The organism is Sphingomonas sp. SRS2, from assembly GCF_000971055.1.
In the GTDB taxonomy this organism is placed as follows: Bacteria; Pseudomonadota; Alphaproteobacteria; order Sphingomonadales; family Sphingomonadaceae; genus Rhizorhabdus.
Map to the genome: position 1 here is coordinate 38478 of NZ_LARW01000095.1, position 24173 is coordinate 62650.

Genomic DNA, 24173 nt, shown 5'->3' on the forward strand with positions numbered 1-24173 from the left:
ACCGCCTCCTCTGGCATCGCCTCGACTGTTAGAAGTTGAGGGTCACGCCGGCATAGATGTACCGGCCCATCGCGTCATAGACGTTCGGGAAGGTGTTACCCGAGCACAGCACCGCGGTGCAGGCGTTGACCACCGACGACGAACCGTTCGCACCGATGATCGGCGGATCGTTGTCGAGGATGTTCTGGACGCCCAGACGGAAGGTGTATGCATCGGTGATCGCGAAGGTCGCCGACAGATCGAAGTAGCTCTGCGCCGGCAGCTTGCGGTTGAAGTCCGCGAAGCCACCGTTCAGCGTTGTATTCGAGCTGGTACGATCGAGCGTGACGCTGTGGAAATAACGCCACTGGAGCGACAGACCCAAGCCATTTTCCATGGTGTAGGTCGCACGCGCCTTGTGACGCCATTCGGGGTTCGGCGTACCGCAAACCAGGCCGTAGAGACCGGCGCAGTCATAAGGCGCGGACACGCCGTTATCCGTGATCAGCTTGTCGAGCCAGGTTCCGACCATGCTCAGCGACAGCGAACCGCCGGGGACCCGGGTCGAGTAAGCTGCCGTGACGTCGATACCGCGGGTCTTCAGGCCACCGATATTCAGGTCGAGATCGCGGATGAAGCCATCCGACGAGCGCCACAACGAACCGGTCGGATCGCGCTGGATCAGCGAACAGAAGGTTGGGTTACCCGTGTTAAGGCACTGATCGATGATGACGTCCTGCCCATAAGGCTGGATCAGGTTCTTCACCTTGATGTCGAACCAGTCGACCGTCGCGCTGAAGCCCGGCAGGAAGCCCGGCTGGAACACGACGCCGAGCGTCTTCGTATCCGAGGACTCTGGCTGAAGATTGGGATTACCACCAATCAGCCCATTAAACTGGCCGGCTGGGTTCGGAGCGACCGGATAGTTGCCGGGAGTGACCCCCGTCAGAGCGCACTGTGCCGGCGTTGCATCGACCGACCCATCCGGATTTTCCGTGCAAGGGTCGCTGCTGCCGTTCAGCGCAACGCGGATCGGAGCGAACAGATCCTGGACATTCGGTGCGCGGACGGCGCGATTATAACCCGCCCGGAAACGGATGTCTCTGATCGGAGCGAAGTCGAGCACGACCTTGTAGGTGTCGGTATTTACGCCGCTGCTGTAATGTGAGTAGCGATAACCACCTTCGATCGCGAGACGATGGACGAAGCCTTCGTCGATGATCGGAAGCTGGAACTCACCGAAGACTTCCTTGACGTCGAACGACCCTTTGGTCGGAAGCGTCGCTGCGCCCTGTCCGGTGAGGTCGCCGGTCTGGAAATTGATGTCGGTGTTCAGCTCGAGCGATTCCTTGCGGTACTCGACGCCGACGTTGATACCCAGGCCCTGATCGGACCACGGGGTCTTCAGGCCATATTCGCCAAGAGCACCGGTGAAGTTGGCATTGAACACGCGCTCTTGCGTGTTGCCACGCTGGAAGCCGGGAACTTGCACATAGTTGAGCGCCTCCTGCGTAACGCCACCGAGTGCGAACATGTCATAGGGACGGCAGTTCGTGTCGACACCCGAAACGAAGACGCGGCAGGCATTCTGGCCAGTGCGGGGGTCGACGATGACGTCCACGGCGTTGTTCAGCCGACGTGCCGAGAACTCGTTGAAGTAGGTCTCGGTGAAGTTGGTGCGGCCGAAGACATATGAAGCGTCGTACGACCATACCGGGCTGATCTCACCCTTCATGCCGCCGACGATGCGGAAGCTGGTGTGCTGCAAGTCGTCGCGGCGCGGGCCGCCTTCGACGTTGCGGCGCAGACCCTGGAGGAAGCCTTTGTTGTAGGGATTGCCCGTCGTAGGGTCGAAGAACGTCAACGGGGTCGACGAGAAGCGTGGATCCGAGCCGTCATCGACCAATGGAAAACCGGTTTCAGTAACGCGGGTCACCAAGTTGCCGTTTTGAACGCCTAGCCCGCCGTTGCCGCAGATCAGCCCCTTCTGCTGTGCCGACAGAAGCGGATTGTCGCAGTTGACGCTGAGCGTGTTGCCGAAGTTACCCGACTCGGCGATCTGGGCAACCGTACGGTCGTCCATGAACATCGCTTCCATATAGGGATGGAAGGCCGGGCTGATTTCATAATCGGCGAAGACGCCCGCGGTATAGCGTTCGTCGGGACGCTGGAAATAATTCAGCGGCGCGAAGTTATAGGGGGTGAACCCGGGAATGAAGGTACGGCCGGGGCCGACCTGCAGCGTGTTGGACGCCCAGTCGAAGAACGTGCCATTCGCGGAGGTGGCCGAACCACCGCAGCTCACGGCGCTCGCCGCGCTGACCTGCGAGGCGCACGACGAGTAGTCGTACTTGCTCTGTGTGACCGCCTTGAGCTTGCGATAACCGGCATAGGCCGTGAAGTGGCCCTGGTCGTCATCGCCGAACTTGCCGCCGAAGGTCGCGGTCACGTCGATCGTGCCGCCATTGACGGTGTTGCCCTTGGGCTGCGCAAAGCCACGGGGCGCGTGGGCCGCGTCGAGGAGCGAGTTGTTGTTGTTGTGCTGGTACAGGCTGTACTGGCTGTCGATCTGGAAACCTTCGAAATCGGTATCCATCACGAAGTTGACAACGCCGGCGATAGCGTCCGAGCCGTAGGTCGACGACGCGCCGCCGGTCAGAACTTCGACGCGCTTGACCAGCGAGGAAGGGATGAAGTTGACGTCGGCGGCCGACGAGGTGGGGTCGCCCGGCATCAGGCGGCGGCCGTTGATCAGAACCAGGGTGCGCTCTTCACCGAGACCGCGAAGGTTTAGCGTGGCCGTACCGGTCGCGCCGTTGGCGATATTACCACCCTGGCCCGCAAAGGCCTGCGGAAGGCTGTTGATGAGATCTTCGGTGCGGGTCGTGCCCTGCAGCTTGATTTCGGCACTGCTCATGACCGTGACGGGCGTGGCGCCGGTCAGGTTCGGCTGCGGAATGCGCGAGCCGGTGACGATGATGACGGCGTCTTCTTCAGCTGCCGGAGCGGTCTGCGCAAACGCAGGCGCACCCGCGAAGGCGATGCCGAGCGCGAGCGAAGCCGCGCTGCAGCCCAGCCCGAATCGGCTGGTCTTGTTCGTTGTAATGGTCACTTTCCAGTCCCTTTTCTGGAGTGAGCGGGGAAGAAATCTCCCCCGAGCTCAACCTTCTTGGGACGAGGCTGGCGCTGGCACGCCGCTCCCGCCCCATTCAGGCATGCGGGCAGATGTGCAAGAAATCCGATCAGGCTGTAAAGCGGAGGTTAATTGCGGGGGCACGTTGCGCCGCCGTTGTCGCCTTTTTGCAACAGTCGCGAAATGTCGTTGCTCATATATGGCGAATGATGGTTATAATGTTTCACAGTCAGGAGGATAACCGTGAATTGTGCGTCCAGAACGACATTATTTCTGACAGCGCTCGGCGCTTTCGCATCCGCCGCGTCGGCCGAACGGGCATATGCCCGGCCCGAGGCCTTCACCAAGCTGATCAATTGCCGCGCGATTGCCGACAAGGATCAGCGTCTCGCCTGCTATGATGCCGCTGCAGGCGCTCTCGAGGACGCCGAAAAGAAGAAGGATCTCGTCGTCGTCGATCGCAAGGAGATTCGGGAAACGAAGAACTCGCTCTTTGGTTTCGCCCTGCCAAAGATCGGACTGTTCGGCGATGACGGCAAGGATGACGAGAAGGATGCGATTAGCGAGATCGCCAGCACCGTCGATGTTGCGCGGGTGATCGGGAACGGCAACTGGTCGCTCAGGCTGGCGGGCGACGCCGGCACCTGGGAAACGATCAGTGCGATCACTGTCGCCCCCCGTTCGGGTGACAAGGTGCGGATCAAGAAGGCGTCGCTGGGCAGCTATCTCGGTCAAGTCGGCATGAATCGCGGGGTGCGCTTCCGGCGGGTGCAGTGATGGGAAAACCCACCCTGCGCGGCGCGCGGGGAGGGTTTACTGTGGCATGCCCCCCGCCAGCGGCGCTGGATCGATCCGTGCTTCGCGCCATTTGATCGCCCAATGGAGGTGGGGCCCGGTGGCGCGGCCGGTCATGCCGATCGCGCCCAGTGGCTGTCCCTGCTTCACCGCCTGTCCTGTCCTTACGTCGATCCGCGACAGATGGAGGAAGGCCGAGTTCAGCCCCATGCCATGGTCGATCATCAGCAGATTGCCTTCGAGGCTGAAGGGCGACGCCGCCGCAAGGATTACCACGCCGTCGGCGGGCGCGACGATCGCGGTGCCGGCCGGCCGGGCGACGTCGACCCCCGAATGATAGGCGCCCGGCTCGCCGGCATAGATGCGCTGCGATCCGAAGACCCCGCTGATCCGGCCGCTCACCGGCCAGATGAAATGCTGCCGCCAGCCTTCGCTCGCCGAGTGGATGGCGCGGGCGGCGGCGATCTGGTCGGTCTCGATCTTGCGGCGGGCGAGATATTCGGGGCTCGGACTGGTGCCGCGCGCGAGGGTGGGCAGCGATTCGATCCGCCATTGGCGCGGCTGGACCGCCAGGGTGCGGCGCAGGATCGAGCCATCGATCAGTCGCGCCTCGATCCGCGCAACCGGCGCGGCGTCGCGATCGAAGGCGATCAGGAAGCGTCCGTCTTCGGCATAGCTGACCGGTTTTCCGTCGAGCAGCAGCGCGCTTGTGCCCTTTGGAGCAACGCCCATCGCGAGGCCGCCCTGTTCAATCGACCCTGCCAGCAGGAAATCCGCATTCTCGACGATCCGGGGCGCGGTGGGTGGCGGAGTGGGCGTCGGCGGCGGCGGGATGATGATAGGCGCGCAGCCGGCAAGCGTCAGCGCGGCGAGCGCGGCGATGGGGCCGCGCGCGGCTGACCTCAAGCCTTCTGCTCCGCCTTGGTGGCTTCGATCGCGCTTACATAGGCTTCCTGGCGCTTGACGCTCCAGTAGCGCAGGTCGTCGAGCGCGATCGGATTGCCGGATATCGCGCAGACGACATGATCGCCGGGCACCAGCACACGGAAACCGTTGGCGAGATAGTTGAGCTTGGCGAGGCGGCCCGCGTTCATCAGCATGTCTGGCTCCTTACCAGCGATATGGGAATGGCGTCGCCATTTTAGAAGAGATCCTGCTGCCGGGTGGCGGCCTCTTCCGATCCCTTTTTCGCATAAGCCGGCTTGCCGCCATTCTCAACCCGGGCGTCGACCGCGCCATCGGCGAAGTGAAGGGTGAGCAGCCCCGCCGCCTTCGCCTCGGCCGCCTCGGTCAGCACGCCGCCGCCGCGTTTCTCGACGCGGACATAGCCGCGTTGCAGCGGCTTGTCGGGATGGAGCTGCTCGGCGATCCGCCACAGCCGGTCGAGCGTGGCATGGCCCTCGGCGATCCGCGCCTGAATCGGTTCGGAGCGCAGCCGGATCGCGCCCAGCCGCTCGCCGGCGCGGGCGATCCGCTGGCTGAGCAGGGCGGGGCGAAGCGCGCCTGCGGCCTGCGCCAGATCGCTGCGGGCATGGGCGATGCGCGCCCCGAGCGCGCGCGGCAGCCGCTCGGCGATATCGTCCAGCCGCTGTTGCTGGCCCGCAAACAGGCTGTCGAGCGCGGGAAAGCGGTCGGCGATCGCCTCGAAGCGCTCGCCCGCGCGCTCGCGGTAGCGGCGCGTCAGCCGCTCGACGCGCGCGCCGAGTTCGCGGACATGATGCGCGAGATCGGCGCGCACCGGCACCGCCATCTCGGCGGCGGCGGTCGGGGTCGGCGCGCGCCGGTCGGCGGCGAAATCGGCGAGGGTGGTGTCGGTCTCATGCCCGACGGCGGAGATCACCGGGATCGGCGAATCGGCGATCGCGCGGACGACCTCTTCCTCGTTGAACGCCCAGAGATCCTCGATCGAACCGCCGCCGCGTCCGACGATCAGCAGGTCTGGGCGCGGTACGGGCCCGTCCGCCGCCAGCGCACCAAAGCCGCGCACCGCCTGCGCCACCTGCGCCGCCGCGCCCTCGCCCTGTACCGCGACCGGCCAGAGGACGACATGGGTCGGGCAGCGATCCTCGAGCCGGTGAAGGATGTCGCGGATCACCGCGCCGGTTGGCGACGTTACGACGCCGATGACGCGCGGCATGAAGGGCAGGGGGCGCTTGCGGTTCTCGTCGAACAGCCCTTCGGCGGCGAGCGCGCGGCGGCGCTGGTCGAGCAGCGCCATCAGCGCGCCCTGGCCGGCCAGCTCCATCCGATCGATCACGATCTGATATTTGGACCGGCCGGGATAGGTGGTGAGCTTGCCGGTCGCGATCACCTCGATCCCGTCTTCGGGGCGGAAGCGCATCATTGCGGCCTGACCCTTCCAGATCACCCCGTCGATACAGGCGCGGTCGTCCTTGAGGGTCAGGTAGCAATGGCCCGAACTATGCCGCTTGAAGCCCGAAATCTCGCCGCGCACGCGGACATGGCCGAACGCTTCCTCGACGCTCCGCTTCAGCGCGCCCGATAATTCGGAAACGCTGAGCGCTGGCGCGTTGTCGCCCGGCTGCTCCTCGGCTAACAGGCGAGGCCCGTCGCCCAAAGGCGCGTCGGGCGATTCACCGGGGAGAAGTTCGTTCATGATCGTCCTGCTGCTGGGATCGGGGGGCCGCGAACATGCGCTGGCCTGGAAGCTCGCGCAATCCGAACGGCTGACCAAGCTCTACGCCGCACCGGGCAATCCCGGCATAGCCGAGTGCGCCGAGCTGGTCGATCTCGATCCGACCCATATCGAATCGGTCCTCGCTTTCGCGCGCGACGAGAATGTCGGGCTGGTGGTGATCGGGCCCGAGGCCCCGCTCGTTGCCGGGCTCGCCGATCTGCTGCGCGAAAATGGCATCCTCACCTTCGGGCCGAGCAGGGCGGCGGCGCAGCTCGAGGGATCGAAGGGTTTCACCAAGGATCTCTGCCGGCGCGAGAATATCCCGACCGCCGCCTATGGCCGCTTCACCACCGCGGGTTCGGCCAAGTCGGCGCTCGACAGCTTCGGCGTGCCGGTCGTGATCAAGGCCGATGGCCTTGCGGCGGGCAAGGGCGTCGTCATCGCCGAGAGCCGGGCCGAGGCCGAGGATGCGATCGACGACATGTTCGGCGGCAGCTTCGGCAGCGCTGGCGCGGAGGTGGTGATCGAGGAATTCCTGACCGGCGAGGAGGCGAGCTTCTTCGCGCTGACCGATGGCGTCACCGTGGTGCCGTTCGGATCGGCGCAGGATCATAAGCGCGTCGGCGATGGCGATACCGGCCCGAATACCGGCGGCATGGGCGCGTATAGCCCCGCCCCGGTGCTGACCCCCGAACTGGAGGCGCAGGCCATGCGCGAGATCGTCGAGCCGACGGTCCGCGCGATGGCGGCGGCGGGTATCCCTTATTCGGGTGTACTCTATGCCGGATTGATGCTGACCCCCGAGGGGCCCAAGCTGATCGAGTATAACGCCCGCTTCGGCGATCCCGAATGCCAGGTGCTGATGCTGCGGCTGGAGGACGACCTGATCACGCTGATGCTCGCGGTCGCCGAAGGGCGGCTCGCCGAGCTGCCGCGTCCAAGCCTGTCACCGAATAGCGCGCTGACGGTGGTGATGGCCGCGAGCGGCTATCCGGGCACGCCCGCCAAAGGCGGCGCGATCCGCAACATCACCGAGGCCGAGGCGAAGGGCGCAAAGGTCTTCCATGCCGGAACCGCGATGTCGCAGGGCGGCTGGCTGATCGCCAATGGCGGACGCGTGCTCAACGTTACCGCGCTTGGCCAGGACATCGAAGAGGCCCGCGACGCCGCCTATGCGGCAGTCGACGCGCTCGATTTCGCGAGCGGCTTCTGCCGCCGCGATATCGGCTGGCGCGAATTGGCACGGCAGCGGAACGCTTGAGCCGCTGTCGCATTGGATAATCGGAATATCAGATAAGAAGGACGGGGAATGTCGAACACTACCCTCATAATCGCCGCCATCGTCGCGATCCTTGCGGTCGCCGGCCTCTTCGTGCTGCTGCGCAAGCCGACCCAGCGTGTGGCGCTGTCGGACAGCCCGCCACCCGTCGCGGCACCGAAGCCCGTCACGCCGAAGCCCGTGGTGAAGGAAAGTCACGGCATCGCCGACAGCGCCGCCGCCGCGGTGCTCGACGTCTCCGGGGCGGTGATCGGGGTCGACATCAATCCGGACCTGCCCGCCGACGATATGACGCGGATCAAGGGGCTCGGGCCCAAGGCGCAGGCGGTGCTCGCCGGCATCGGTATCCATCGCTACGCCCAGCTCGCCGATCTCGATCCCGCCCAGGCGGCGGAGGTCGATGCGCGGCTCGGCGCGTTCAAGGGCCGGATCTTCCGCGACCGCTGGATTGATCAGGCGCGCTATCTCGAGAATGACGATGTCGCTGGCTTCGAAGGCGAATTCGGGAAGCTGGGGTAAAGCGGCAATGCGCCGCCCCGGCTCAGCCGGGGCGGCGGCTATATCATTCCATGCCCTTCAGCGCGGCGAACTTCTTCACCGCCGCCGCCGGACCATCGGGGTCGTTCCACACCGCGCCCGACACCGCGAGAAAGTCTGCGCCGGCCGCGATCAGCGGCGTGCCGTTGTCGGGTGTGATCCCGCCGATCGCGACGCTCGGCAATTCGAACAGGGTAGCCCACCAGCCGAGGATCGAGGGATCGGGCTGGTGCTTCGTTTCCTTGGTGTCGGTCGGATAGAAAGCCCCGAAGGCGACATAGTCCGCCCCCGCCTCTCCAGCCTCCATCGCGAGATGGCGGCTGTCGTGACAGGTGACGCCGATCTGCGCATCGGGGCCCAGCGCCTCGCGCGCCTCGCGCGGGTCGCCGTCATCCTGGCCGAGATGGACGCCATCGGCGTTAAGCCGCTTCGCCAGCCCAATCGAATCGTTGACGATAAAGGCGACCTCGCGCGACGCGCAGACCGCCTGCAGCGGCCCGGCCAGCTCGGCGATGCGATGATCGTCGATCCCCTTGAGGCGCAGCTGGAACGCCGCGACGGGCCCGGCGTCGAGCGCGGCGGCCAGCGTCTCGGCGAACCCCGCGTCGATCACGGGCGGCGAGATCAGGTAGAGCTTGCACGCGCCCCTGCTTTCGTCGCGTTCGAAGCGGTCGGCAAAGCCGGGATCGAGGTTCAGGGACTCGCTGTCGTCGTCGAAATCGTCGTTCATGCCGCCCCACTAACCTATTTCGTCACCCCCGCGAAGGCCGGGCGAGATGGGGGCGGGACGGCCCGCCCCCCTCCAAAGGCTCGATCAGGCCGTCTTGCTGGTCGACGCCGTATAGATCTCGTTGATTGCGCCGCCCAGCGAGGCGTTGAACTCCTCGTCGCTCATCTGGTGGCGCAGATCTTCGAGCAGGGCGCGGCTGAAGCTCGCGATGATACCCTTGTTTTTCGCCAGTTGGGCGCAGGCCTCCGGCCGCGCAAAGCCGCCCGACAGCGCGACGACGCGCAGCACGCGCGGATGCGCGACCAGCGGATCGAACAGTCCCGACTTGGCGGGCAGCGACAGCTTGAGCATGACTTTGTCGTCGCCGGTCAGCGCATCGAGTGCCTTGGTCAGTTCCTCGAGCAGGATCTGGTCGGCCTCGGCGCGCTCGGCGCTCTTGATGTTCACCTCAGGTTCGATGATCGGCATCAGCCCGGCGGCGAGCACCTGCTTGCCGACCTCGAACTGCTGCCTGACGATCGCGGCGATTCCCTCCCGATTGGCGAGATTGATCACCGAACGCTCCTTGGTGCCATAGACGCCGAGCGCCTTGGAACGCTTCAGCAGCGCGTCGAGCTCGGGCATCGGCTTCATCAGCTGGACGCCGTTCGCCTCATCCTCGAGGCCCTTGTCGATCTTGATGAAGGGGACGACGCCACGCTCGATCAGCGCCTGGGGCACCGACTTGCCGTTCGCCTGACCGTCCATCGTCCGCTCGAACAGGATCGCGCCGATCACCTTGTCACCGCTGAAGGCGGGGGAGGTGATGATCCGGGTGCGCATGTCGTGGATCAGGCCATACATCCCGGCTTCGTCGCTCCACGCGCCTTCCTCGATGCCATAGCCCTTGAGCGCCTTGGGGGTCGATCCGCCGCTCTGGTCGAGCGCCGCGATGAAACCGTTTCCGGCTGCGATCTTCTTGGTCATGTCCTGATCGAGCATGTGCGATATTCTCCCATCTTGTTGGTGCGCCGTGCGGGCGCGTCTCGTCCGTCCCTGGATATCGTAAACCGGCCCGTCAGGCTTCGAGTGCCTTGACGCCGGGCAGTTCGCGGCCTTCCATCCATTCGAGGAAGGCGCCGCCCGCGGTCGACACGAAGCTGAAATCCTTTGCCACGCCGGCATGGTTGAGCGCCGCCACGGTGTCGCCGCCGCCGGCGACCGATACCAGCGATCCGCCCTTGGTGAGCGCCGCCGCAGTCTTCGCCAGCGCGACGGTCGCGGTATCGAACGGAGCGGTCTCGAACGCACCCATCGGCCCGTTCCATACCAGCGTCTTGCAGGTCTTGAGCGCGTCGCCCAGCGCCTCGACTGCGGCCGGACCGACGTCGAGGATCATCTCGTCGGCCTCGACTTCATGCACATTGACGGTGCGCGTCGGCGGATTGGCGCGGAATTCCTTCGCCACCACCACGTCATAGGGCAGGTGGACGATGCAATCGGCCTTGTCGGCGGCATCGAGGATTTCCAGCACGGTATCCTTCAGGTCATGCTCGCATAGCGACTTGCCGACATCGACGCCGCGCGCCGCAAGGAAGGTGTTGGCCATGCCGCCGCCGATGATCAGATGATCGACGCGGGCGACGAGATGTTTGAGCACATCGAGCTTGGTGGAGACCTTCGCCCCGCCGACCACCGCCGCGACCGGATGTTCGGGCTGGCCCAGCGCCTTCTCCAGCGCTTCCAGCTCGTCCTGCATCGAACGGCCGGCATAAGCGGGCAACAGATGGGCAAGCGCCTCGGTCGAGACATGCGCGCGGTGCGCGGCGGAAAAGGCGTCGTTGACATAGAGATCGCCGAGCTTGGCGATCGCCTTCGCAAGCTCGGGATCGTTCTTTTCCTCGCCACTGTGGAATCGGGTATTTTCCAGAAGCGCGATGTCGCCGGGTTCGAGCTGCGTGACCGCGGCTTCGGCCTGCTCGCCGCAGCAGTCGCCGATGAAGCGAACGTCGCGGCCGAGCACAGAGCGGAAGGCGGCTGTGACCTGCGCGAGGCTCATATCGGGATTGCGCTCGCCCTTGGGGCGCCCGAAATGCGCGAGGACGAGGACGATCGCGCCCTTATCGGCAAGTTCGGCGACGGTCGGCGCGGCGGAGCGCAGTCGCGTGTCGTCACTGACGGCGCCGCCTTCCATGGGCACGTTGAGGTCTTCGCGGACGAGAACCCGCTTGCCCTTTACGTCTCCGATGTCGTCGAGCGTCTTGAAAGCCATGTTACGATCCCATCTCTATCACGTCGCCAAGGGCGATTTCGCCACCCTCGATCACTCTCGCAATCCGTCCGCCGCGCCAATCGGGCGTCAGGGCGAGCATCAGGCCATCCGCCACAGCGTCCATCCGGCGGCACGGATCGCATTCGCCGGTAATCTCGATCAGCACCGGGCCGATTCGCAGTCGGGCGCCTACCTCGCGGGGAAGGTCGATGCCCTCGCTCAGCAGGTTGACGCGCCGCTGCTCCCACGACACCGGCTGGCCTAGTTCGGCGAGTGCCGCAGTCCAGTCTTCCGCCGTCATGATCGTGATCTGGCGGCGATTGGATTTGCCTGGCCTCAGCGCCCCACGATGGTCGCCATGCACCCCGGTGTCGAGGCCGACCATGACATGATCGATCGCCTCCATCGGCGCGAGGGGGCGACCCTTGCGAGCTATGCCGATCAGGCGGCCGACCATGTTACTTTTTCCCAAATCCGTCATGCCAGCGCCGGCTGGCATCTCGTGAGGCAAGGGAGCGTCCCTGCCTCCTGAGACCCCAGCCTTCGCTGGGGTGACGGGAGAGAGGAACCATCACTCAGATCAGCTTGCCGATCGCGCCCGCGGTGTCGACCATGCGGTTCGAGAAGCCCCATTCATTGTCGTACCAGCTGAGCACGCGGACCAGCTTGCCTTCGATGACGGTCGTCTCGAGGCTGTCGATCGTCGACGAATGCGAGTCATGGTTGAAGTCGATCGAGACCAGCGGCTCGTCGGTATAGCCGAGCACGCCCTTGAGCGGGCCTTCCGACGCTGCCTTCAGCAGCGCGTTGACTTCGTCCTTCGTCGTCTCGCGCGACGGGGTGAAGGTCAGGTCGACGACCGAGACGTTCGGAGTCGGCACGCGGATTGCCGAACCATCGAGCTTGCCCTTGAGCGCCGGCAGCACCTCGGCGACCGCGCGGGCGGCGCCGGTGGTGGTCGGGATCATCGACATCGCGGCGGCGCGGGCGCGGCGCGGATCCTCGTGGATCTGGTCGAGGATCTTCTGGTCGTTGGTATAGGCGTGGATCGTCGTCATCAGGCCGCGCTCGATACCGATCGACTCGTGGAGGACCTTGGCGAAGGGCGCGAGGCAGTTGGTGGTGCACGACGCATTCGACACGATGATGTGGTCGGCGGTCAGCTTGTCGTGATTGACGCCGAACACGACGGTCAGGTCGACTTCCTTGCCGGGTGCGGAGATCAGCACGCGCTTTGCGCCGGCGTCGATATGCGCCTGGCCGCCCTTGCGATGGGCGAAGAAGCCGGTGCACTCGAGCGCGATGTCGATGCCCTGTGCCTTGTGGGGCAGCTTGGCCGGGTCGCGCTCGGCGGTGACATGGATGCGCTTGCCGTTGATGATCAGGTCGTTGCCGTCGACTTCGACGGTGCCGCTGAACGCGCCATGGACCGAGTCGCGCTTGAACAGCAGCGCATTGGCCTTGGCGTCGGCGAGGTCGTTGATCGAGACGAGCTCGAGGTCGTGATCCGTCCGCTCGAGGATGGCGCGCGCGACATTACGTCCGATGCGTCCGAAACCGTTGATCGCAACCTTCACAGCCATGTGCCGTACTCCTTCTGATTAGACGAGAGCCCCGATGATCTGCGGGGCCAGCTTGTCGGCGGTTAGGCCGAAATGGTCATAAAGCGCCTTGACCGGGGCCGATGCGCCGAAGCCGTCGAGGCCGAAGCGCAGGCCCTTGCGGCCGACATAGCGTTCCCAGCCGATCGTCGTGCCGGCCTCGATCGAAACGAGCAGCACGCCATCGGGCAGGATGCCGTCGCGGTAGCTTTCGGGTTGCGCGTCGAAACGCTCCCAGCTCGGCATCGAGACGACATCTGCGCCATGGCCGGCGGCTTCGAGCAGCTTGGCGGTGGCGAGGGCGATCTCGACTTCCGAACCGCTGGCGATCAGCACCGCCTTGCGTGGCGCTTCGGCGGCCTTGAGGCGATAGGCGCCCCTGGCCGAGAAATTCTCGCTGATGTCGGTGCGCAGCTGCGGCAGGCCTTCGCGCGACAGCGCGAGCAGCGAGGGGCCGTCGGCCTTTTCCAGGCTCAGCGCCCAGCATTCGGCGGTCTCGATGACATCGCACGGACGATAGACGTCGAGGTTCGGCATCACCCGCAGGCTCATCAGATGCTCGATCGGCTGGTGGGTCGGGCCGTCTTCGCCAAGGCCGATCGAATCATGCGTCATCACATAGACGACGCGCTGTTGCTGAAGCGCCGACAGGCGGATCGCGCCACGGCAATAATCGGAAAAGACCAGGAAGGTGCCGCCATAAGGAATGACGCCGCCGTGCAGCGCCATGCCGTTCATCGCGCAGGCCATGCCGAACTCGCGGATGCCGTAATAGACATAGCGCCCGGCATAGTCTTCGGCGGTCAGCGGGGCCTGACCCTTGGTCTTGGTGTTGTTCGATCCTGTGAGATCCGCCGAGCCGCCGATCGTCTCGGGCAACTGATCGTTGATCGGCGCGAGCACCATTTCGGACGCCTTGCGGGTGGCGACCTTCTGCGGATTGGCGATCAGGTCCTGAAGATAGGCGTCGAGCGAGAAGCTCTCGGGAAGCTTGCCGGCCATGCGGCGCTCGAACTCGGCGCGGTCCTTCGATGCGGCCAGCTTCGCTTCCCAGCCGCTGCGCACCGATGCGCCGCGCTGTCCGGCTTCGAGCCAGGCGGCCTTGATATCCTCGGGGACGACGAACGGCTCCGACGTCCAGCCCAGAAATTCGCGGGTCGCCGCAACCTCGTCGAGGCCGAGCGCCGCGCCGTGGGTCGCCGACGTGCCCTGCTTGTTGGGGGCGCCATAGCCGATGATCGTGGTGCACTGGACGATCGTCGGGCGGGGATCGGCCTTCGCCGCGTCCAGCGCCTTGTTGATGCTCGCCGCGTCATGGCCGTCGCAGCTGACGGTGTGCCAGCCGGTTGCCGCGTAACGCGCCAGCACGTCTTCCGAGGAGCTGAGCGAGACTGCGCCGTCGATGGTGATTCGGTTGTCGTCCCACAGCACGATCATCTTGCCGAGCTTCAGATGGCCGGCGAGGCCGATCGCCTCATGATTGATGCCTTCCATCAGGCAGCCATCGCCCGCGATGACCCAGGTGCGGTGATCGACGAGGTCATTGCCGAACACGGCGTTCAGGTGACGCTCGGCGATCGCCATGCCGACTGCGGTGGCGACGCCCGAGCCGAGCGGGCCGGTGGTCGCCTCGACGCCCGCCAGCTCGAAATTTTCGGGGTGGCCGGCGCACGGGCTGTGCAATTTACGGAAATTGGCGATGTCCTCGATCGTCGGACGCGCATAGCCGGTCAGGTGCAGCAACGCGTAGATCAGCATCGAGCCATGGCCCGCCGACAGCACGAAGCGGTCGCGGTCGGCCCATTTCGGCTGGGCCGGATCGAACTTCAGATGCTTCGTGAACAGTTCGGTCGCGACGTCGGCCATGCCCATCGGCATGCCGGGGTGCCCCGAATTGGCGGCCTGCACGGCGTCCATCGACAGCGCGCGGATGGCGTTGGCGAGCTGCTTCGATGCAATCGTCATAGGGAACCTTTGTGCAGACCGGCGGGATCGACCGAACAGGCCGAAAATCCTGCTCGCGCGGACCCTTTGTCGTGCCTGAGCGGTATCGTCAACCTTGCGGGACGATGATGCCCCGCTTGCGGGCCGGAACGAGCCTGCTATTCCTGCGAGTCGATGACTGACCGCCGTCTCATATTGGCTCTGGGCCGCCTCGAACGCGCACTTGCTCGGGTGGAGGCCGGAATCGAGTCCGTGCCGCCGCCCTTCGGGCATGACGAGAGCGAGGCGCTGTTCCGGCTGGCCGAGCGGCACCGCACGCTGCGCGAGGCGACCGAATCGGCTATCGAGCGGATCGACCGCCTGCTGGGAGCAAGCTGATGGCCGAAGTCGAGGTGTCGGTCTCGGGCCGCCGCTACAAGCTCAGCTGCCGCGACGGCGAGGAGGACCATCTCCGCGCACTGGCCCGCATGGTCGATGTAAAGGCCGAGGAAATCACCGGCGCACTGGGCGAGATGACTGAAGCGCGGACCCTGTTGCTGTCCGCGTTGCTGATCGCCGACGAACTCAACGATGTGCGCGGCGCGGCTGCGGTCGCCCGCAACGAGTCGCCCGCCGGGACCGAGCCCGATCCAGCCTATGCCGTCGCGATCGAGCGCATAGCCGAACGCGTCGAGCGTCTGGCGAGCCAGCTGGATCGCACGGGGGACTGACGTCTCCGTGATTTACTCACTCGCGAGAATGTAGACGCATGGCTGACGGTCCATGTGCCTTCGATAGCATCCGCAAGTCTGATGGTGGAGGCTGAAACAAGTTCAGCATGACGATTTTTAGAGGGCGAGCGACGTGTAACCCTTGAGCAAAGCCGCCGTAGCGCTTACATATGGCGGTGGCGGGTACTGCCCGGCACGAGCTGCGCGAACATCCCTGAGGCGATTCATTTCCTAAGGGGGCTGTCCCTGCCTGGACCCTGGTCCGGTGCATATGGTCCCCACCTGATGCTTTTGGCGTCAGAGGATATTCCAGGAACGACCATGGCGGTCCCGCCACCCTCCATAGTCAGTGAGCGCCCGAGATGACAAAGCCTGACAAGGCGGCATTGCGGGCCGAATTACGCGCCGCGCGCGATGGCTTCATCCTCAATCTCGCACCCGGTGAGCGCGCGCGACGCGAATCGCGGGCCGCGGCCTATCTGGCGCCCTGGATCGACGGCGCGTCCTGTGTCGCCTTCTATCATGCGATCGGCAGCGAGCTTGATTGCGGCGCGGCGATTACCGCCGCTGTGGCGCGCGGCATCACCGTCGCGCTGCCGCACGTCGAGGACCGGGACAGCGCGATGCGCTTCCTCGCCTGGACGCCGGGAAATCCGCTTGAAACCGGCTGGCGCGGGCTCATCCAACCGCGCGTCGATGCGCCCGAGGTCGAGCCCGATATCATCGTCGCCCCGCTGCTCGGATTCGATTCGGCGCTGGCGCGACTCGGCCAGGGCGCGGGTTTTTACGACCGCGCCTTCGCGGCGCTTCCGGATGTGAAAAAATTCGGTTTGTGCTGGTCGATCCAGCAGCGCCCCGTCATAGCCTGCGACCCGTGGGACGTGCCGCTCGACGCGGTGGTTACCGAGGCCGGCGTGATCGAAGGAAGCGGAACGGGATGATCGAACCAAGCTGGCGCAAGCCTGTCGGCATCTTTCTGATCTTGCTGATCATTTTCATATGGTCGGTGATCGTCGCGACCGCGTCGCCGTGGATCGGGCAACTGCATATGCTGGTGCAGGCGGTGGTCTATACGATCGCCGGGATCGTCTGGATTCTGCCGCTCAAGCCGTTGCTCGCCTGGATGGAGACCGGCCGCTGGTGACCCTGACCCCGTAAAATTACGTGGCGGCATTAACCGGATGTATCGAATCTCGCGCTATCGCTCACTCCCGAGATCAGGGGTGCAACGGTGCGCGAAGAACGAATAGCCGAAAAGTCAGCCGAACGCGACGAATGGCGTCGGCTCTATGACATGGTCGGTAAGCTCTTGTTCGATCATGGGCTCGAGCCGTCACCGGCCAATTTCGAGCTGTGCCACCGCTATCTGTCGGGCCGCGACGGCGAACTCAATGCAATGATCGACCGCGCCATCACCAAGGATGGCGGTCTCAACGAAGCCGTTACCTCGGCAATTTCGGCCAAGCTCGATTCGGGACTGTCGACCGACGAGCTATCGCGCATCGCCGTCGACGCGCAGAGCTATCTCGAAGAAATGTCGGCGATCCTCGCGCGGACCGGCGACCATGCGCGCGACTATGGCGCTGCGCTGGAGAGCGAGGCGCAAGGGCTCGCCAGGAGCGCATCGCCGGTCGTCTCGGTCGAGACGCTCGTCGAACTGACCCGCCAGATGATCGACAAGGCGCATGCCGCCGAAGAGGATCTGCGCCGCACCGAGGTGCAGATGAGCGCGATGCGCAAGGACCTCGCCGCCGCCCAGCACAAGGCGAACAGCGATCCGCTGACCGGCCTGCCCAATCGCCGCGCCTTCGATCATCATCTGCGCAGCGCGTTCGAAAATGCTCGCCGCGCCAATTCGCCGCTCGCGCTGGCGATCTGCGATATCGACCATTTCAAGATTTTCAACGACACCCATGGTCATCAGATCGGCGATGAGGTGATCAAGTTCGTCGGCTCCTCGCTGGGCCGTCCGGCCAATGGCGACATCTTCGCGGCGCGCTACGGCGGCGAGGAGTTCGTTCTTGTGTTCGAACGCGGCGCCGCCGCCGATGCGATAGCGATCCTCGACAAGATTCGCGCCGCGATCGCCGCGCGCGAGCTGAAGGTCACGCATACCGGCCAGTCGCTTGGCCGGCTCAGCTTCTCGGGCGGCATCGCGATGCTCAACATGCAGGATTCGCCGGGCTCGATCCTCAAGCGCGCCGACGCCGCGCTTTATCGCGCGAAGCAGGACGGGCGGAATCGGATCACGGCCGCGGAGTAAGCGCCGCTCGCCCTACCCATTCTCGCCATCCCAGCTTTCACTGGGATGATTTTGGTCAAAATTGGCGCATCGCCGTCGCTTCCTCTATTGGGAGGAAACGACAGTAGCTTGCGAGAGCCCGAATGCCCGGCGTGACCAATTTTCGATCGATCCACACCCATGGCTTCGTGCGCGTCGGCGCGGGCACGCCGGCGGCGAGCGCGGGCGAAGTCGCGGCTAACGCGGCGGGGATCGTGGCGCTGGCGCGCGAGGCCCACGCGCAGGGGATCGACCTGCTGGTGCTGCCCGAACTGGCTTTGTCCTCCTACGCGATCGACGACCTCCACCTTCAGGACGCGCAGCTCGACCGGGTCGAGGCCGAACTGGCGGCGATCGTCGCGGCGAGTGTCGATCTCCGTCCGGTGCTGCTCGTCGGCGCGCCGATCCGGCGCAACGGGCGGCTCTACAATACGGCGGTGATCGTTGCGCGCGGGCGTATTCTCGGCGTGGTGCCGAAGAGCTTCCTGCCCAATTACCGCGAATATTATGAGAAGCGCTGGTTCGCGCCCGGCGAAGGGCTGCACGGGCTGGAGATGCAGCTGTGCGGGCAGCGCGTGCTCTTTGGCCCCGACCTGATCTTCGCGGCGGACGATGTCGCCGACTTCGTCTTCCATGCCGAAATCTGCGAGGATTATTGGGCGCCGCTGCCACCCTCGACGGCGGGTGCGATGGCCGGGGCGCTGATCCTGTGCAACCTGTCGGCCTCGAACATCATCATCGGCAAGGCCCGCGACCGCGCGCTGCTTGCCGCCGCGCAGTCGATGCGTGCGGTCGCGGCCTATTGCTATTCGGCGAGCGGGCCGGGCGAGAGCACCACCGACCTGGCCTGGGACGGGCAGGCGATGATCCACGAGATGGGAACCGTCCTCGCCGAATCGACCCGCTTCGGCATGGACCCGGAATTGATCGCGGCCGATGTCGATGTCGCGCGGTTGCGGCTCGAACGGATGCGGATGGGAACGTTCAACGACTGCGCCGCCGCCAGCGGCCATCCCGAGACGCGCTTCCGCACGATCGGCTTCGCGCACCAGCCCGACTTCGCGGATGTCGGCCTGCGCCGCCCGGTGGCGCGCTTTCCCTTCGTCCCCGCCGACCGGCAGCAGCTCGACGCCGACTGCTACGAGGCCTTCAACATCCAGGTCGAGGGGCTGGCCCGCCGCTTCACCGCGACAAGCGGCAAGACGATGGTGATCGGCATTTCGGGCGGGCTCGATTCGACCCATGCGCTGATCGTCGCCGCCAAGGTCTGCGACCGCCTCGGCCTGCCGCGCACGGCGATCCTCGGCTATACCATGCCGGGCTTCGCGACCGGGGAGGAGACGAAGGGCAATGCCTGGGCGCTGATGAAGGCATTGGGCATCACCGCCGCCGAAATCGATATCCGCCCTGCCGCGCGTCAGATGCTGGCCGACATGGGCCACCCCTTCGCAGGCGGCGAGCCGGTCTACGATATCACGTTCGAAAATGTGCAGGCGGGGCTGCGCACCGATTATCTGTTCCGCCTCGCCAATCAGAATAACGGCTTCGTGATCGGCACCGGCGATTTGAGCGAGCTCGGCCTCGGCTGGTGCACCTACGGCGTCGGCGACCATATGAGCCATTATGGCGTCAACGGCGGCGTGCCCAAGACGCTGATCCAGTATCTGATCCGCTGGTGCGTCGCGACCGACCAGTTCGACCGCGCGACCGACGACATCCTCACCGCCATCCTCGGCACCGAGATTTCGCCGGAGCTGGTTCCGGCGGATGCCAGCGGCGCGATCCAGAGCACCGAATCGAAGGTCGGGCCCTACGAGCTCAACGACTTCTTTCTCCACCATGTCATCCGGCTGGGGCTGAAACCGTCGAAGATCGCCTTCCTCGCCTGGCATGCGTGGAAGGATGCCGATGCGGGTCTATGGCCCGCCGGCTTCCCCGCAGATCTGCGCAACAGCTACAGCCTCGCGACGATCCGCGGCTGGCTGGAGAAATTCCTGTTCCGCTTCTTCACGATCAGCCAGTTCAAGCGCTCGGCGCTGCCCAACGGTCCGAAGGTCTCCGGTGGCGGCGCGCTGTCACCGCGTGGCGACTGGCGCGCGCCGTCGGACGGCAATGCGCAGGTGTGGCTCGACGAGTTGGCGGCGGCGCTGGACGGAGTGGAGGAATAACCTCCACACATCGCCCCAGCCTCCGCGAGGGTCACGGCTAGGGAGCTACCGCGCCTCTTTCCGCCGGACCAAGGCCGCGATGCACGAGGCGCGGTCGATGTCCTCGCCGCTTGGTAGCCGCGCGTCGACATGGGTGACGAGTGGTTCGCGGCCGGGGCCCGGCGGGTAGAGATAGGCGTCGAGGACGCAGACGCCGCTCGCATATTGCAGCTTGCGCGCGGGCTCCTCGCGGATGTCCTGATTGGGGGTGCCGAACAGGCTGATCAGCGCGCGCAAGTCCTTGCCCAGCACGCGGTCGAGCCCCGCCTCCACGCGCACTGGCGGCGGCGGGATGTGAGAGATGCGGGTGTTCTGGGCGGGGCCGCAGGCGGCGAGCAGGGCGATCGGCGCGAAGGCCGCGATGCGGTGCAGGGTCATGCGGTTATCGTCAGCACCATCCGGGCGTCGACGCAAGCGAGTGTCGTCCAGTGACTTTGCCTGCGCGGCGGAGTTCGCTAGGGCGGGCCGATGCCCGCTCCCCGCTATGACATAATCGCGATCGGTAATGCGCTGGTCGATGTGCTCTGCCACAAGGATGATGATTTCGTCGCCGAGCAGGGCCTGTCGCGCGGGGTGATGCAGCCTATCGCGCCCGATCGGGCGGTGCTGCTCCATCAGGCGATGGGCGTGTGCGAGGAAGTCTGCGGCGGATCGGCGGCGAATAGCATGGCGGCGCTCGCGCGGCTGGGGCTACGGCTCGCCTTTGTCGGGCAGGTCGGCGGCGACCGGCTGGGGCGTCTGTTTGCGGACGACATGGCCGCGAACGGCATCGATTTTCCGCTGCCGCCGATCGACACGCCGACCGGGCGTTGTCTGATCATCGTCAGCCCCGACGGGCACCGGACGATGAATACCGCGATCGGCGCGTCCGAATATCTGCCCGCCGCCGCCTTCGACGCCGCGATCGCCGCCGATAGCGCCATCCTCTACACCGAAGGCTATATGTGGCGCACGGCAGAACCGCGCGCGGCCTCGATCACGGCGCTGCAGGTGGCGCGGGCACATGGCCGCCGGACCGCCTTCACCCTCTCGTCGGAATTTTGCGTTCGCCAGCATCACGACGATTTCGTCGCGCTGCTCGAAGGCGGGTTGATCGATATCCTGTTCGCCAATGAAGGCGAGCTGGCCGAGTTGAGCGGCCTTGCCGGTTTCGAGGCCGGGGTCGCCTGGGCGGCTAGGCGCGCGCCGCTGGTGATCGTGACGCGCGGCGCCGACGGGGCGATCGCGGTCGAAGGCGGACTGCGGCATGAGACGCCCGCCGAACCTTGCGGCCCGGTGGTCGACACCACGGGCGCGGGCGATCTGTTTGCCGCGGGCGTGCTGGCGGGGCTGGCGCAGGGCCGGGGTTTGCCGACCAGCCTGCGTATGGGGTCGATCGCGGCGGGTCGCATCATAGCCCTGATGGGGCCGCGCTTGCCGGCGGACGAGGATCTTGCCGCGCTGATCGAACAGCGTTTGCGCAACCCCTGAAAAGAAAAGAGCCCGACTTTCGCCGGGCTCGATTCTGTCGAAATATCTGCGGTCCTTACTGGATGGGCGGCACCGGCTGCGGCGGAATGTCCGCGTCGGTCTCAGGCACTTCGATGACGCCCCTGCCGAGATGGCTCTTGCGGTAGCCGTACGCAAAATAGACGACCAAGCCGATAGCCGCCCAGCCGAAGAACAGGCTGGTCGTGTAGATCGACAGGCTGAAGAACAGATACAGGCAGCCCAGCGTCGCCAGCGGGGCGACGATCATCACCGCCGGGGTACGGAACGGACGCTTGCGGCTCGGATCGGTGCGGCGCAGCACCAGCACGGCGATGGAGACCGCCGCGAAGGCGAACAGCGTGCCCGAGTTCGAGATGTCGGCGAGCGCACCGACCGGGAACAGCGCCGCGAAGATCGCGACGAAGATGCCGGTCATCACCGTGACGACATGCGGTGTCTTGTAGCGGGGATGAACCTTCGAGAAGACGGCCGGGAGCAGGCCATCGCGGCTCATCACGAAGAAGATGCGAGTCTGTCCGAACATCATCATCAGGATGACCGAGGGCAGCGCCAGGCCGGCGGCGAGGCCGAGCAGGTTGCCGATCTGCGGCCAGCCGATTTCGCGCAGCGTCCAGGCCAGCGCCTCCTTCGAGCAGACCACCTTGGTGTCGCCGATCGCCGAACAGGCGGCGGCAAGTTCCTTCGAGCCGGTGGCGATGCCGTTGCCCGCGGCGTCGAGCATCGGCTGTGCGCCGACCCCGCCGATAACCCCGGCGGCGACGAGCATGTAGAAGACGGTGCAGATGGCGAGTGATCCGATCAGGCCGATCGGCATGTTGCGCTGCGGGTTCTTGGTTTCCTCGGCCGCGGTGGAAACCGCGTCGAAGCCGACATAGGCGAAGAAGATCGACGCCGCCGCCGCCGAGATGCCGGCAAAGCCGAGCGGGGCGAAGGGATCGAAATTGTTCATGTTCATCACCGGCAGCGCCAGCACGACGAACAGCGTCAGCGCAGCGACCTTGATGGCGACGAGGACCGCGTTGACCGTGGCGCTTTCCTTGGTGCCGAGCACCAGCAGCCAGGTGACGAGCAGCGCGATGACCGCGGCCGGGATATTCACGATGCCGCCGTCGATCGGGCCCAGGATCAGGGCCTTCGGCAGGGTTATGCCCGTCAGCGACTGGAACAGCCCAACGACATAGCCCGACCATCCGACCGATACGGCGCCCGCCGCGATCGCATATTCGAGGACCAGGGCCCAGCCGACCATCCAGGCGACCAGCTCGCCCATCACGGCATAGCTATAGGTGTAGGCCGAGCCCGAGACCGGCACCATCGCCGCCATCTCGGCATAGCAGAGTGCCGCCACGGCGCAGACGAAGCCGGCGATGATGAAGGCGACGATCATGCCGGGGCCCGCCTTCTGGGCGGCCTCGGCGGTGAGGACGAAGATGCCGGTGCCGATGATGCCGCCGATGCCCAGCATGGTCAGCTGGAAGGGGCCGAGGGACCGGTGCAGCGATTTCTTCGCTGCGGTGGCGAGAATGGCGTCGAGTGGCTTTACGCGCCCAAATATCATGCGGAGTTCCCTTGTCTGGCCGTGCTCTTGCGGCGGCCTTTCATGGGGAGCGGAGCCTAACCGCTAATTTGCCGCGCGCAACAGATTTGCGCGTGCCCGCAAGGAAGGTCCCTATTGTCCCTGTTGATATCATGCCGGACGCGCCGCCGCCGCTCTCCACGGTTCATCGACGCTGATTCCGATCGCGTCGCGGCGTCTGCCAAAGGGCCGCGGCCCGCCTCAATCGCGCGGTGGCGGCACCATCTCGCGAAACTGGCGGCCGCCGAAGATGTGGACGTGAAGGTGGGGCACCTCCTGATGGCCATGGCCGCCGATATTGGCGAGCAGGCGATAGCCGGGTTCGACCAGCCCCGCCGCGCGCGCGACCTGGCCGACCGCGCGGATGAAGCCCGCCACTTCGGCGTCGCGCGCCTTGGTGGTGAAATCGTCCCACGAGACATAGCGCCCCTTGGGGATCACAAGGATGTGGACCGGCGCCTGCGGATTGATGTCGTGGAAGGCGAGGGCGTAGTCGTCCTCATGGACGGTCTTCGCCGGCAACTCGCCGCGCAGGATGCGCGCGAAGATGTTGCTGTCGTCATAGGGAAGGGTGGCGTCGATCGGCATCGGTTACTCCAATATCAGACGCGAGAAGCTTTCTCGTCGAGCCCCGACACGCCTTCGCGGCGTTCGAGCTCGGCCATCACATCACTGAGCGATACCCCGGCGGCGGCGAGCAGCACGGTCAGATGGAACAGCAGGTCGGCGGCTTCGCTGGTCACCGCCCCGCGATCGTCCGCCATTGCCGCGATCACCGTCTCGACGGCTTCTTCGCCCAGCTTCTGCGCGATCTTGGGCATGCCCTTCGCAAACAGCGACGCGACATAGGAAGATGCCGGATCGCCGCCCCGCCGGGCGATGATGGTGGATTCGAGTTTTTCGAGGGTGCCGGTCATCCGCTGCTTCAAGCGCGCGGCGACCGTCAGGTCAATCGCAGAAAAACATTGGCGAAAGAAGAGACCCCCGCTCGCCATTCACCGACAGCGAGACGGTGAGGGCG

At 65.6% G+C, this 24173-nt stretch carries 24 protein-coding genes; 10 read left to right on the top strand and 14 right to left on the bottom strand.

What is annotated here, in order from left to right; genetic code table 11:
- Nucleotides 1-28 precede the first annotated feature (28 nt).
- Nucleotides 29-3091, bottom strand: a complete 3063-nt coding sequence (locus WP12_RS13635; RefSeq protein WP_052730384.1) for a TonB-dependent receptor domain-containing protein — start codon at nucleotides 3089-3091, stop codon at nucleotides 29-31.
- Between the two features lie 264 nt (nucleotides 3092-3355).
- Here WP12_RS13635 and WP12_RS13640 point away from each other — a divergent pair, with 264 nt between their 5' ends.
- Nucleotides 3356-3889 carry a hypothetical protein gene (locus WP12_RS13640; RefSeq protein ID WP_052730385.1) on the top strand — a complete coding sequence of 178 codons (534 nt, stop codon included), beginning with the start codon at nucleotides 3356-3358 and terminating at the stop codon, nucleotides 3887-3889.
- 36 nt (nucleotides 3890-3925) lie between these two features.
- Here WP12_RS13640 and WP12_RS13645 read toward each other — a convergent pair whose 3' ends face one another.
- Genes WP12_RS13645 through xseA form a run of 3 tightly spaced genes read right to left on the bottom strand, consistent with a single transcriptional unit; the run spans nucleotide 3926 to nucleotide 6524 of the window.
- Complete coding sequence (locus WP12_RS13645) at nucleotides 3926-4813, bottom strand: M23 family metallopeptidase (RefSeq protein ID WP_052730386.1); 888 nt, start codon at nucleotides 4811-4813, stop codon at nucleotides 3926-3928.
- On the bottom strand, nucleotides 4810-5007 hold the full coding sequence (locus WP12_RS13650) for a DUF2093 domain-containing protein (protein WP_046194225.1): 198 nt from the start codon (nucleotides 5005-5007) through the stop codon (nucleotides 4810-4812). The genes WP12_RS13645 and WP12_RS13650 overlap by 4 nt, the downstream gene beginning before the upstream one ends.
- Nucleotides 5008-5048: 41 nt before the next feature.
- Nucleotides 5049-6524 (bottom strand): exodeoxyribonuclease VII large subunit, encoded by a 1476-nt coding sequence (xseA, locus tag WP12_RS13655; protein WP_046194226.1) that lies wholly within the window; start codon nucleotides 6522-6524, stop codon nucleotides 5049-5051.
- Here xseA and purD point away from each other — a divergent pair.
- Together purD and WP12_RS13665 are read left to right on the top strand one after the other, a co-directional pair.
- Nucleotides 6523-7806 carry a phosphoribosylamine--glycine ligase gene (gene purD, locus WP12_RS13660; protein WP_046194227.1) on the top strand — a complete coding sequence of 428 codons (1284 nt, stop codon included), beginning with the start codon at nucleotides 6523-6525 and terminating at the stop codon, nucleotides 7804-7806. The genes xseA and purD overlap by 2 nt on opposite strands.
- Nucleotides 7807-7854: 48 nt before the next feature.
- On the top strand, nucleotides 7855-8343 hold the full coding sequence (locus WP12_RS13665; protein ID WP_046194228.1) for a hypothetical protein: 489 nt from the start codon (nucleotides 7855-7857) through the stop codon (nucleotides 8341-8343).
- A 43-nt stretch (nucleotides 8344-8386) separates the two neighbouring features.
- On the opposite strand, the gene thiE is transcribed toward WP12_RS13665, so the two are convergent.
- From thiE to tkt, 6 genes are all read right to left on the bottom strand, one after another.
- Nucleotides 8387-9091, bottom strand: a complete 705-nt coding sequence (gene thiE / locus WP12_RS13670) for a thiamine phosphate synthase (protein ID WP_046194229.1) — start codon at nucleotides 9089-9091, stop codon at nucleotides 8387-8389.
- Nucleotides 9092-9175: 84 nt separating this feature from the next.
- Nucleotides 9176-10072, bottom strand: coding sequence for a fructose bisphosphate aldolase (locus WP12_RS13675; protein WP_046194230.1), 897 nt, complete (start codon nucleotides 10070-10072; stop codon nucleotides 9176-9178).
- A 76-nt stretch (nucleotides 10073-10148) separates the two neighbouring features.
- On the bottom strand, nucleotides 10149-11342 hold the full coding sequence (locus tag WP12_RS13680; protein ID WP_046194231.1) for a phosphoglycerate kinase: 1194 nt from the start codon (nucleotides 11340-11342) through the stop codon (nucleotides 10149-10151).
- Nucleotide 11343: 1 nt separating this feature from the next.
- Complete coding sequence (locus WP12_RS13685) at nucleotides 11344-11799, bottom strand: MOSC domain-containing protein (RefSeq protein WP_046194232.1); 456 nt, start codon at nucleotides 11797-11799, stop codon at nucleotides 11344-11346.
- A 118-nt stretch (nucleotides 11800-11917) separates the two neighbouring features.
- On the bottom strand, nucleotides 11918-12925 hold the full coding sequence (gap, locus tag WP12_RS13690; protein WP_046194233.1) for a type I glyceraldehyde-3-phosphate dehydrogenase: 1008 nt from the start codon (nucleotides 12923-12925) through the stop codon (nucleotides 11918-11920).
- Nucleotides 12926-12943: 18 nt separating this feature from the next.
- A complete protein-coding gene (gene tkt, locus WP12_RS13695; protein WP_046194234.1) occupies nucleotides 12944-14908 on the bottom strand; it encodes a transketolase in 1965 nt (654 codons plus the stop codon).
- 153 nt (nucleotides 14909-15061) lie between these two features.
- On the opposite strand from tkt, the gene WP12_RS24890 reads away from it, so the two are divergent.
- The 6 genes from WP12_RS24890 to WP12_RS13720 all read left to right on the top strand — a co-directional run bounded on the left by WP12_RS24890 (nucleotide 15062) and on the right by WP12_RS13720 (nucleotide 20046).
- Nucleotides 15062-15265, top strand: coding sequence for a hypothetical protein (locus WP12_RS24890; RefSeq protein ID WP_152663997.1), 204 nt, complete (start codon nucleotides 15062-15064; stop codon nucleotides 15263-15265).
- Nucleotides 15265-15597, top strand: coding sequence for a cell division protein ZapA (locus WP12_RS13700; protein ID WP_046194235.1), 333 nt, complete (start codon nucleotides 15265-15267; stop codon nucleotides 15595-15597). The genes WP12_RS24890 and WP12_RS13700 overlap by 1 nt, the downstream gene beginning before the upstream one ends.
- A 362-nt stretch (nucleotides 15598-15959) precedes the next feature.
- A complete protein-coding gene (locus WP12_RS13705; RefSeq protein WP_046194236.1) occupies nucleotides 15960-16538 on the top strand; it encodes a 5-formyltetrahydrofolate cyclo-ligase in 579 nt (192 codons plus the stop codon).
- Entirely contained in the window at nucleotides 16535-16741 is a 207-nt protein-coding gene (locus WP12_RS13710) for a DUF2842 domain-containing protein (RefSeq protein WP_046194237.1), read from the top strand. Before WP12_RS13705 ends, WP12_RS13710 begins: the two co-directional genes overlap by 4 nt.
- Nucleotides 16742-16828: 87 nt before the next feature.
- Nucleotides 16829-17860, top strand: coding sequence for a GGDEF domain-containing protein (locus WP12_RS13715; RefSeq protein ID WP_052730387.1), 1032 nt, complete (start codon nucleotides 16829-16831; stop codon nucleotides 17858-17860).
- 122 nt (nucleotides 17861-17982) lie between these two features.
- Entirely contained in the window at nucleotides 17983-20046 is a 2064-nt protein-coding gene (locus tag WP12_RS13720; protein WP_046194238.1) for an NAD(+) synthase, read from the top strand.
- Between the two features lie 45 nt (nucleotides 20047-20091).
- Here the strand turns inward: WP12_RS13720 and WP12_RS13725 are convergent, their stop codons facing one another.
- Nucleotides 20092-20463 (bottom strand): hypothetical protein, encoded by a 372-nt coding sequence (locus WP12_RS13725; RefSeq protein ID WP_046194239.1) that lies wholly within the window; start codon nucleotides 20461-20463, stop codon nucleotides 20092-20094.
- Nucleotides 20464-20553: 90 nt separating this feature from the next.
- Between WP12_RS13725 and WP12_RS13730 the strand changes: the two genes are divergently transcribed.
- Nucleotides 20554-21555: an adenosine kinase gene (locus WP12_RS13730; RefSeq protein ID WP_046194240.1), complete on the top strand. Its 1002-nt coding sequence runs from the start codon at nucleotides 20554-20556 to the stop codon at nucleotides 21553-21555.
- Nucleotides 21556-21610: 55 nt separating this feature from the next.
- On the opposite strand, the gene WP12_RS13735 is transcribed toward WP12_RS13730, so the two are convergent.
- The 3 genes from WP12_RS13735 to WP12_RS13745 all read right to left on the bottom strand — a co-directional run bounded on the left by WP12_RS13735 (nucleotide 21611) and on the right by WP12_RS13745 (nucleotide 24069).
- On the bottom strand, nucleotides 21611-23134 hold the full coding sequence (locus tag WP12_RS13735; protein ID WP_046194241.1) for an amino acid permease: 1524 nt from the start codon (nucleotides 23132-23134) through the stop codon (nucleotides 21611-21613).
- A gap of 219 nt (nucleotides 23135-23353) precedes the next feature.
- Complete coding sequence (locus tag WP12_RS13740; RefSeq protein ID WP_046194242.1) at nucleotides 23354-23740, bottom strand: histidine triad nucleotide-binding protein; 387 nt, start codon at nucleotides 23738-23740, stop codon at nucleotides 23354-23356.
- Between the two features lie 14 nt (nucleotides 23741-23754).
- On the bottom strand, nucleotides 23755-24069 hold the full coding sequence (locus tag WP12_RS13745; protein WP_046194255.1) for a phosphoribosyl-ATP diphosphatase: 315 nt from the start codon (nucleotides 24067-24069) through the stop codon (nucleotides 23755-23757).
- Nucleotides 24070-24173 lie beyond the last annotated feature (104 nt).

Coding starts and splice junctions, on each gene's coding strand:
- WP12_RS13680 (WP_046194231.1), bottom strand. CDS start 11,342: ATGGCTTTCAAGACGCTCGACGACATCGGAGACGTAAAGGGCAAGCGG.
- WP12_RS13710 (WP_046194237.1), top strand. CDS start 16,535: ATGATCGAACCAAGCTGGCGCAAGCCTGTCGGCATCTTTCTGATCTTG.
- tkt (WP_046194234.1), bottom strand. CDS start 14,908: ATGACGATTGCATCGAAGCAGCTCGCCAACGCCATCCGCGCGCTGTCG.
- WP12_RS13705 (WP_046194236.1), top strand. CDS start 15,960: ATGACAAAGCCTGACAAGGCGGCATTGCGGGCCGAATTACGCGCCGCG.
- WP12_RS13735 (WP_046194241.1), bottom strand. CDS start 23,134: ATGATATTTGGGCGCGTAAAGCCACTCGACGCCATTCTCGCCACCGCA.
- WP12_RS13745 (WP_046194255.1), bottom strand. CDS start 24,069: ATGACCGGCACCCTCGAAAAACTCGAATCCACCATCATCGCCCGGCGG.
- purD (WP_046194227.1), top strand. CDS start 6,523: ATGATCGTCCTGCTGCTGGGATCGGGGGGCCGCGAACATGCGCTGGCC.
- WP12_RS24890 (WP_152663997.1), top strand. CDS start 15,062: ATGACTGACCGCCGTCTCATATTGGCTCTGGGCCGCCTCGAACGCGCA.
- WP12_RS13720 (WP_046194238.1), top strand. CDS start 17,983: ATGCCCGGCGTGACCAATTTTCGATCGATCCACACCCATGGCTTCGTG.
- gap (WP_046194233.1), bottom strand. CDS start 12,925: ATGGCTGTGAAGGTTGCGATCAACGGTTTCGGACGCATCGGACGTAAT.
- xseA (WP_046194226.1), bottom strand. CDS start 6,524: ATGAACGAACTTCTCCCCGGTGAATCGCCCGACGCGCCTTTGGGCGAC.
- thiE (WP_046194229.1), bottom strand. CDS start 9,091: ATGAACGACGATTTCGACGACGACAGCGAGTCCCTGAACCTCGATCCC.
- WP12_RS13665 (WP_046194228.1), top strand. CDS start 7,855: ATGTCGAACACTACCCTCATAATCGCCGCCATCGTCGCGATCCTTGCG.
- WP12_RS13725 (WP_046194239.1), bottom strand. CDS start 20,463: ATGACCCTGCACCGCATCGCGGCCTTCGCGCCGATCGCCCTGCTCGCC.
- WP12_RS13740 (WP_046194242.1), bottom strand. CDS start 23,740: ATGCCGATCGACGCCACCCTTCCCTATGACGACAGCAACATCTTCGCG.
- WP12_RS13700 (WP_046194235.1), top strand. CDS start 15,265: ATGGCCGAAGTCGAGGTGTCGGTCTCGGGCCGCCGCTACAAGCTCAGC.
- WP12_RS13650 (WP_046194225.1), bottom strand. CDS start 5,007: ATGCTGATGAACGCGGGCCGCCTCGCCAAGCTCAACTATCTCGCCAAC.
- WP12_RS13685 (WP_046194232.1), bottom strand. CDS start 11,799: ATGGTCGGCCGCCTGATCGGCATAGCTCGCAAGGGTCGCCCCCTCGCG.
- WP12_RS13675 (WP_046194230.1), bottom strand. CDS start 10,072: ATGCTCGATCAGGACATGACCAAGAAGATCGCAGCCGGAAACGGTTTC.
- WP12_RS13730 (WP_046194240.1), top strand. CDS start 20,554: ATGCCCGCTCCCCGCTATGACATAATCGCGATCGGTAATGCGCTGGTC.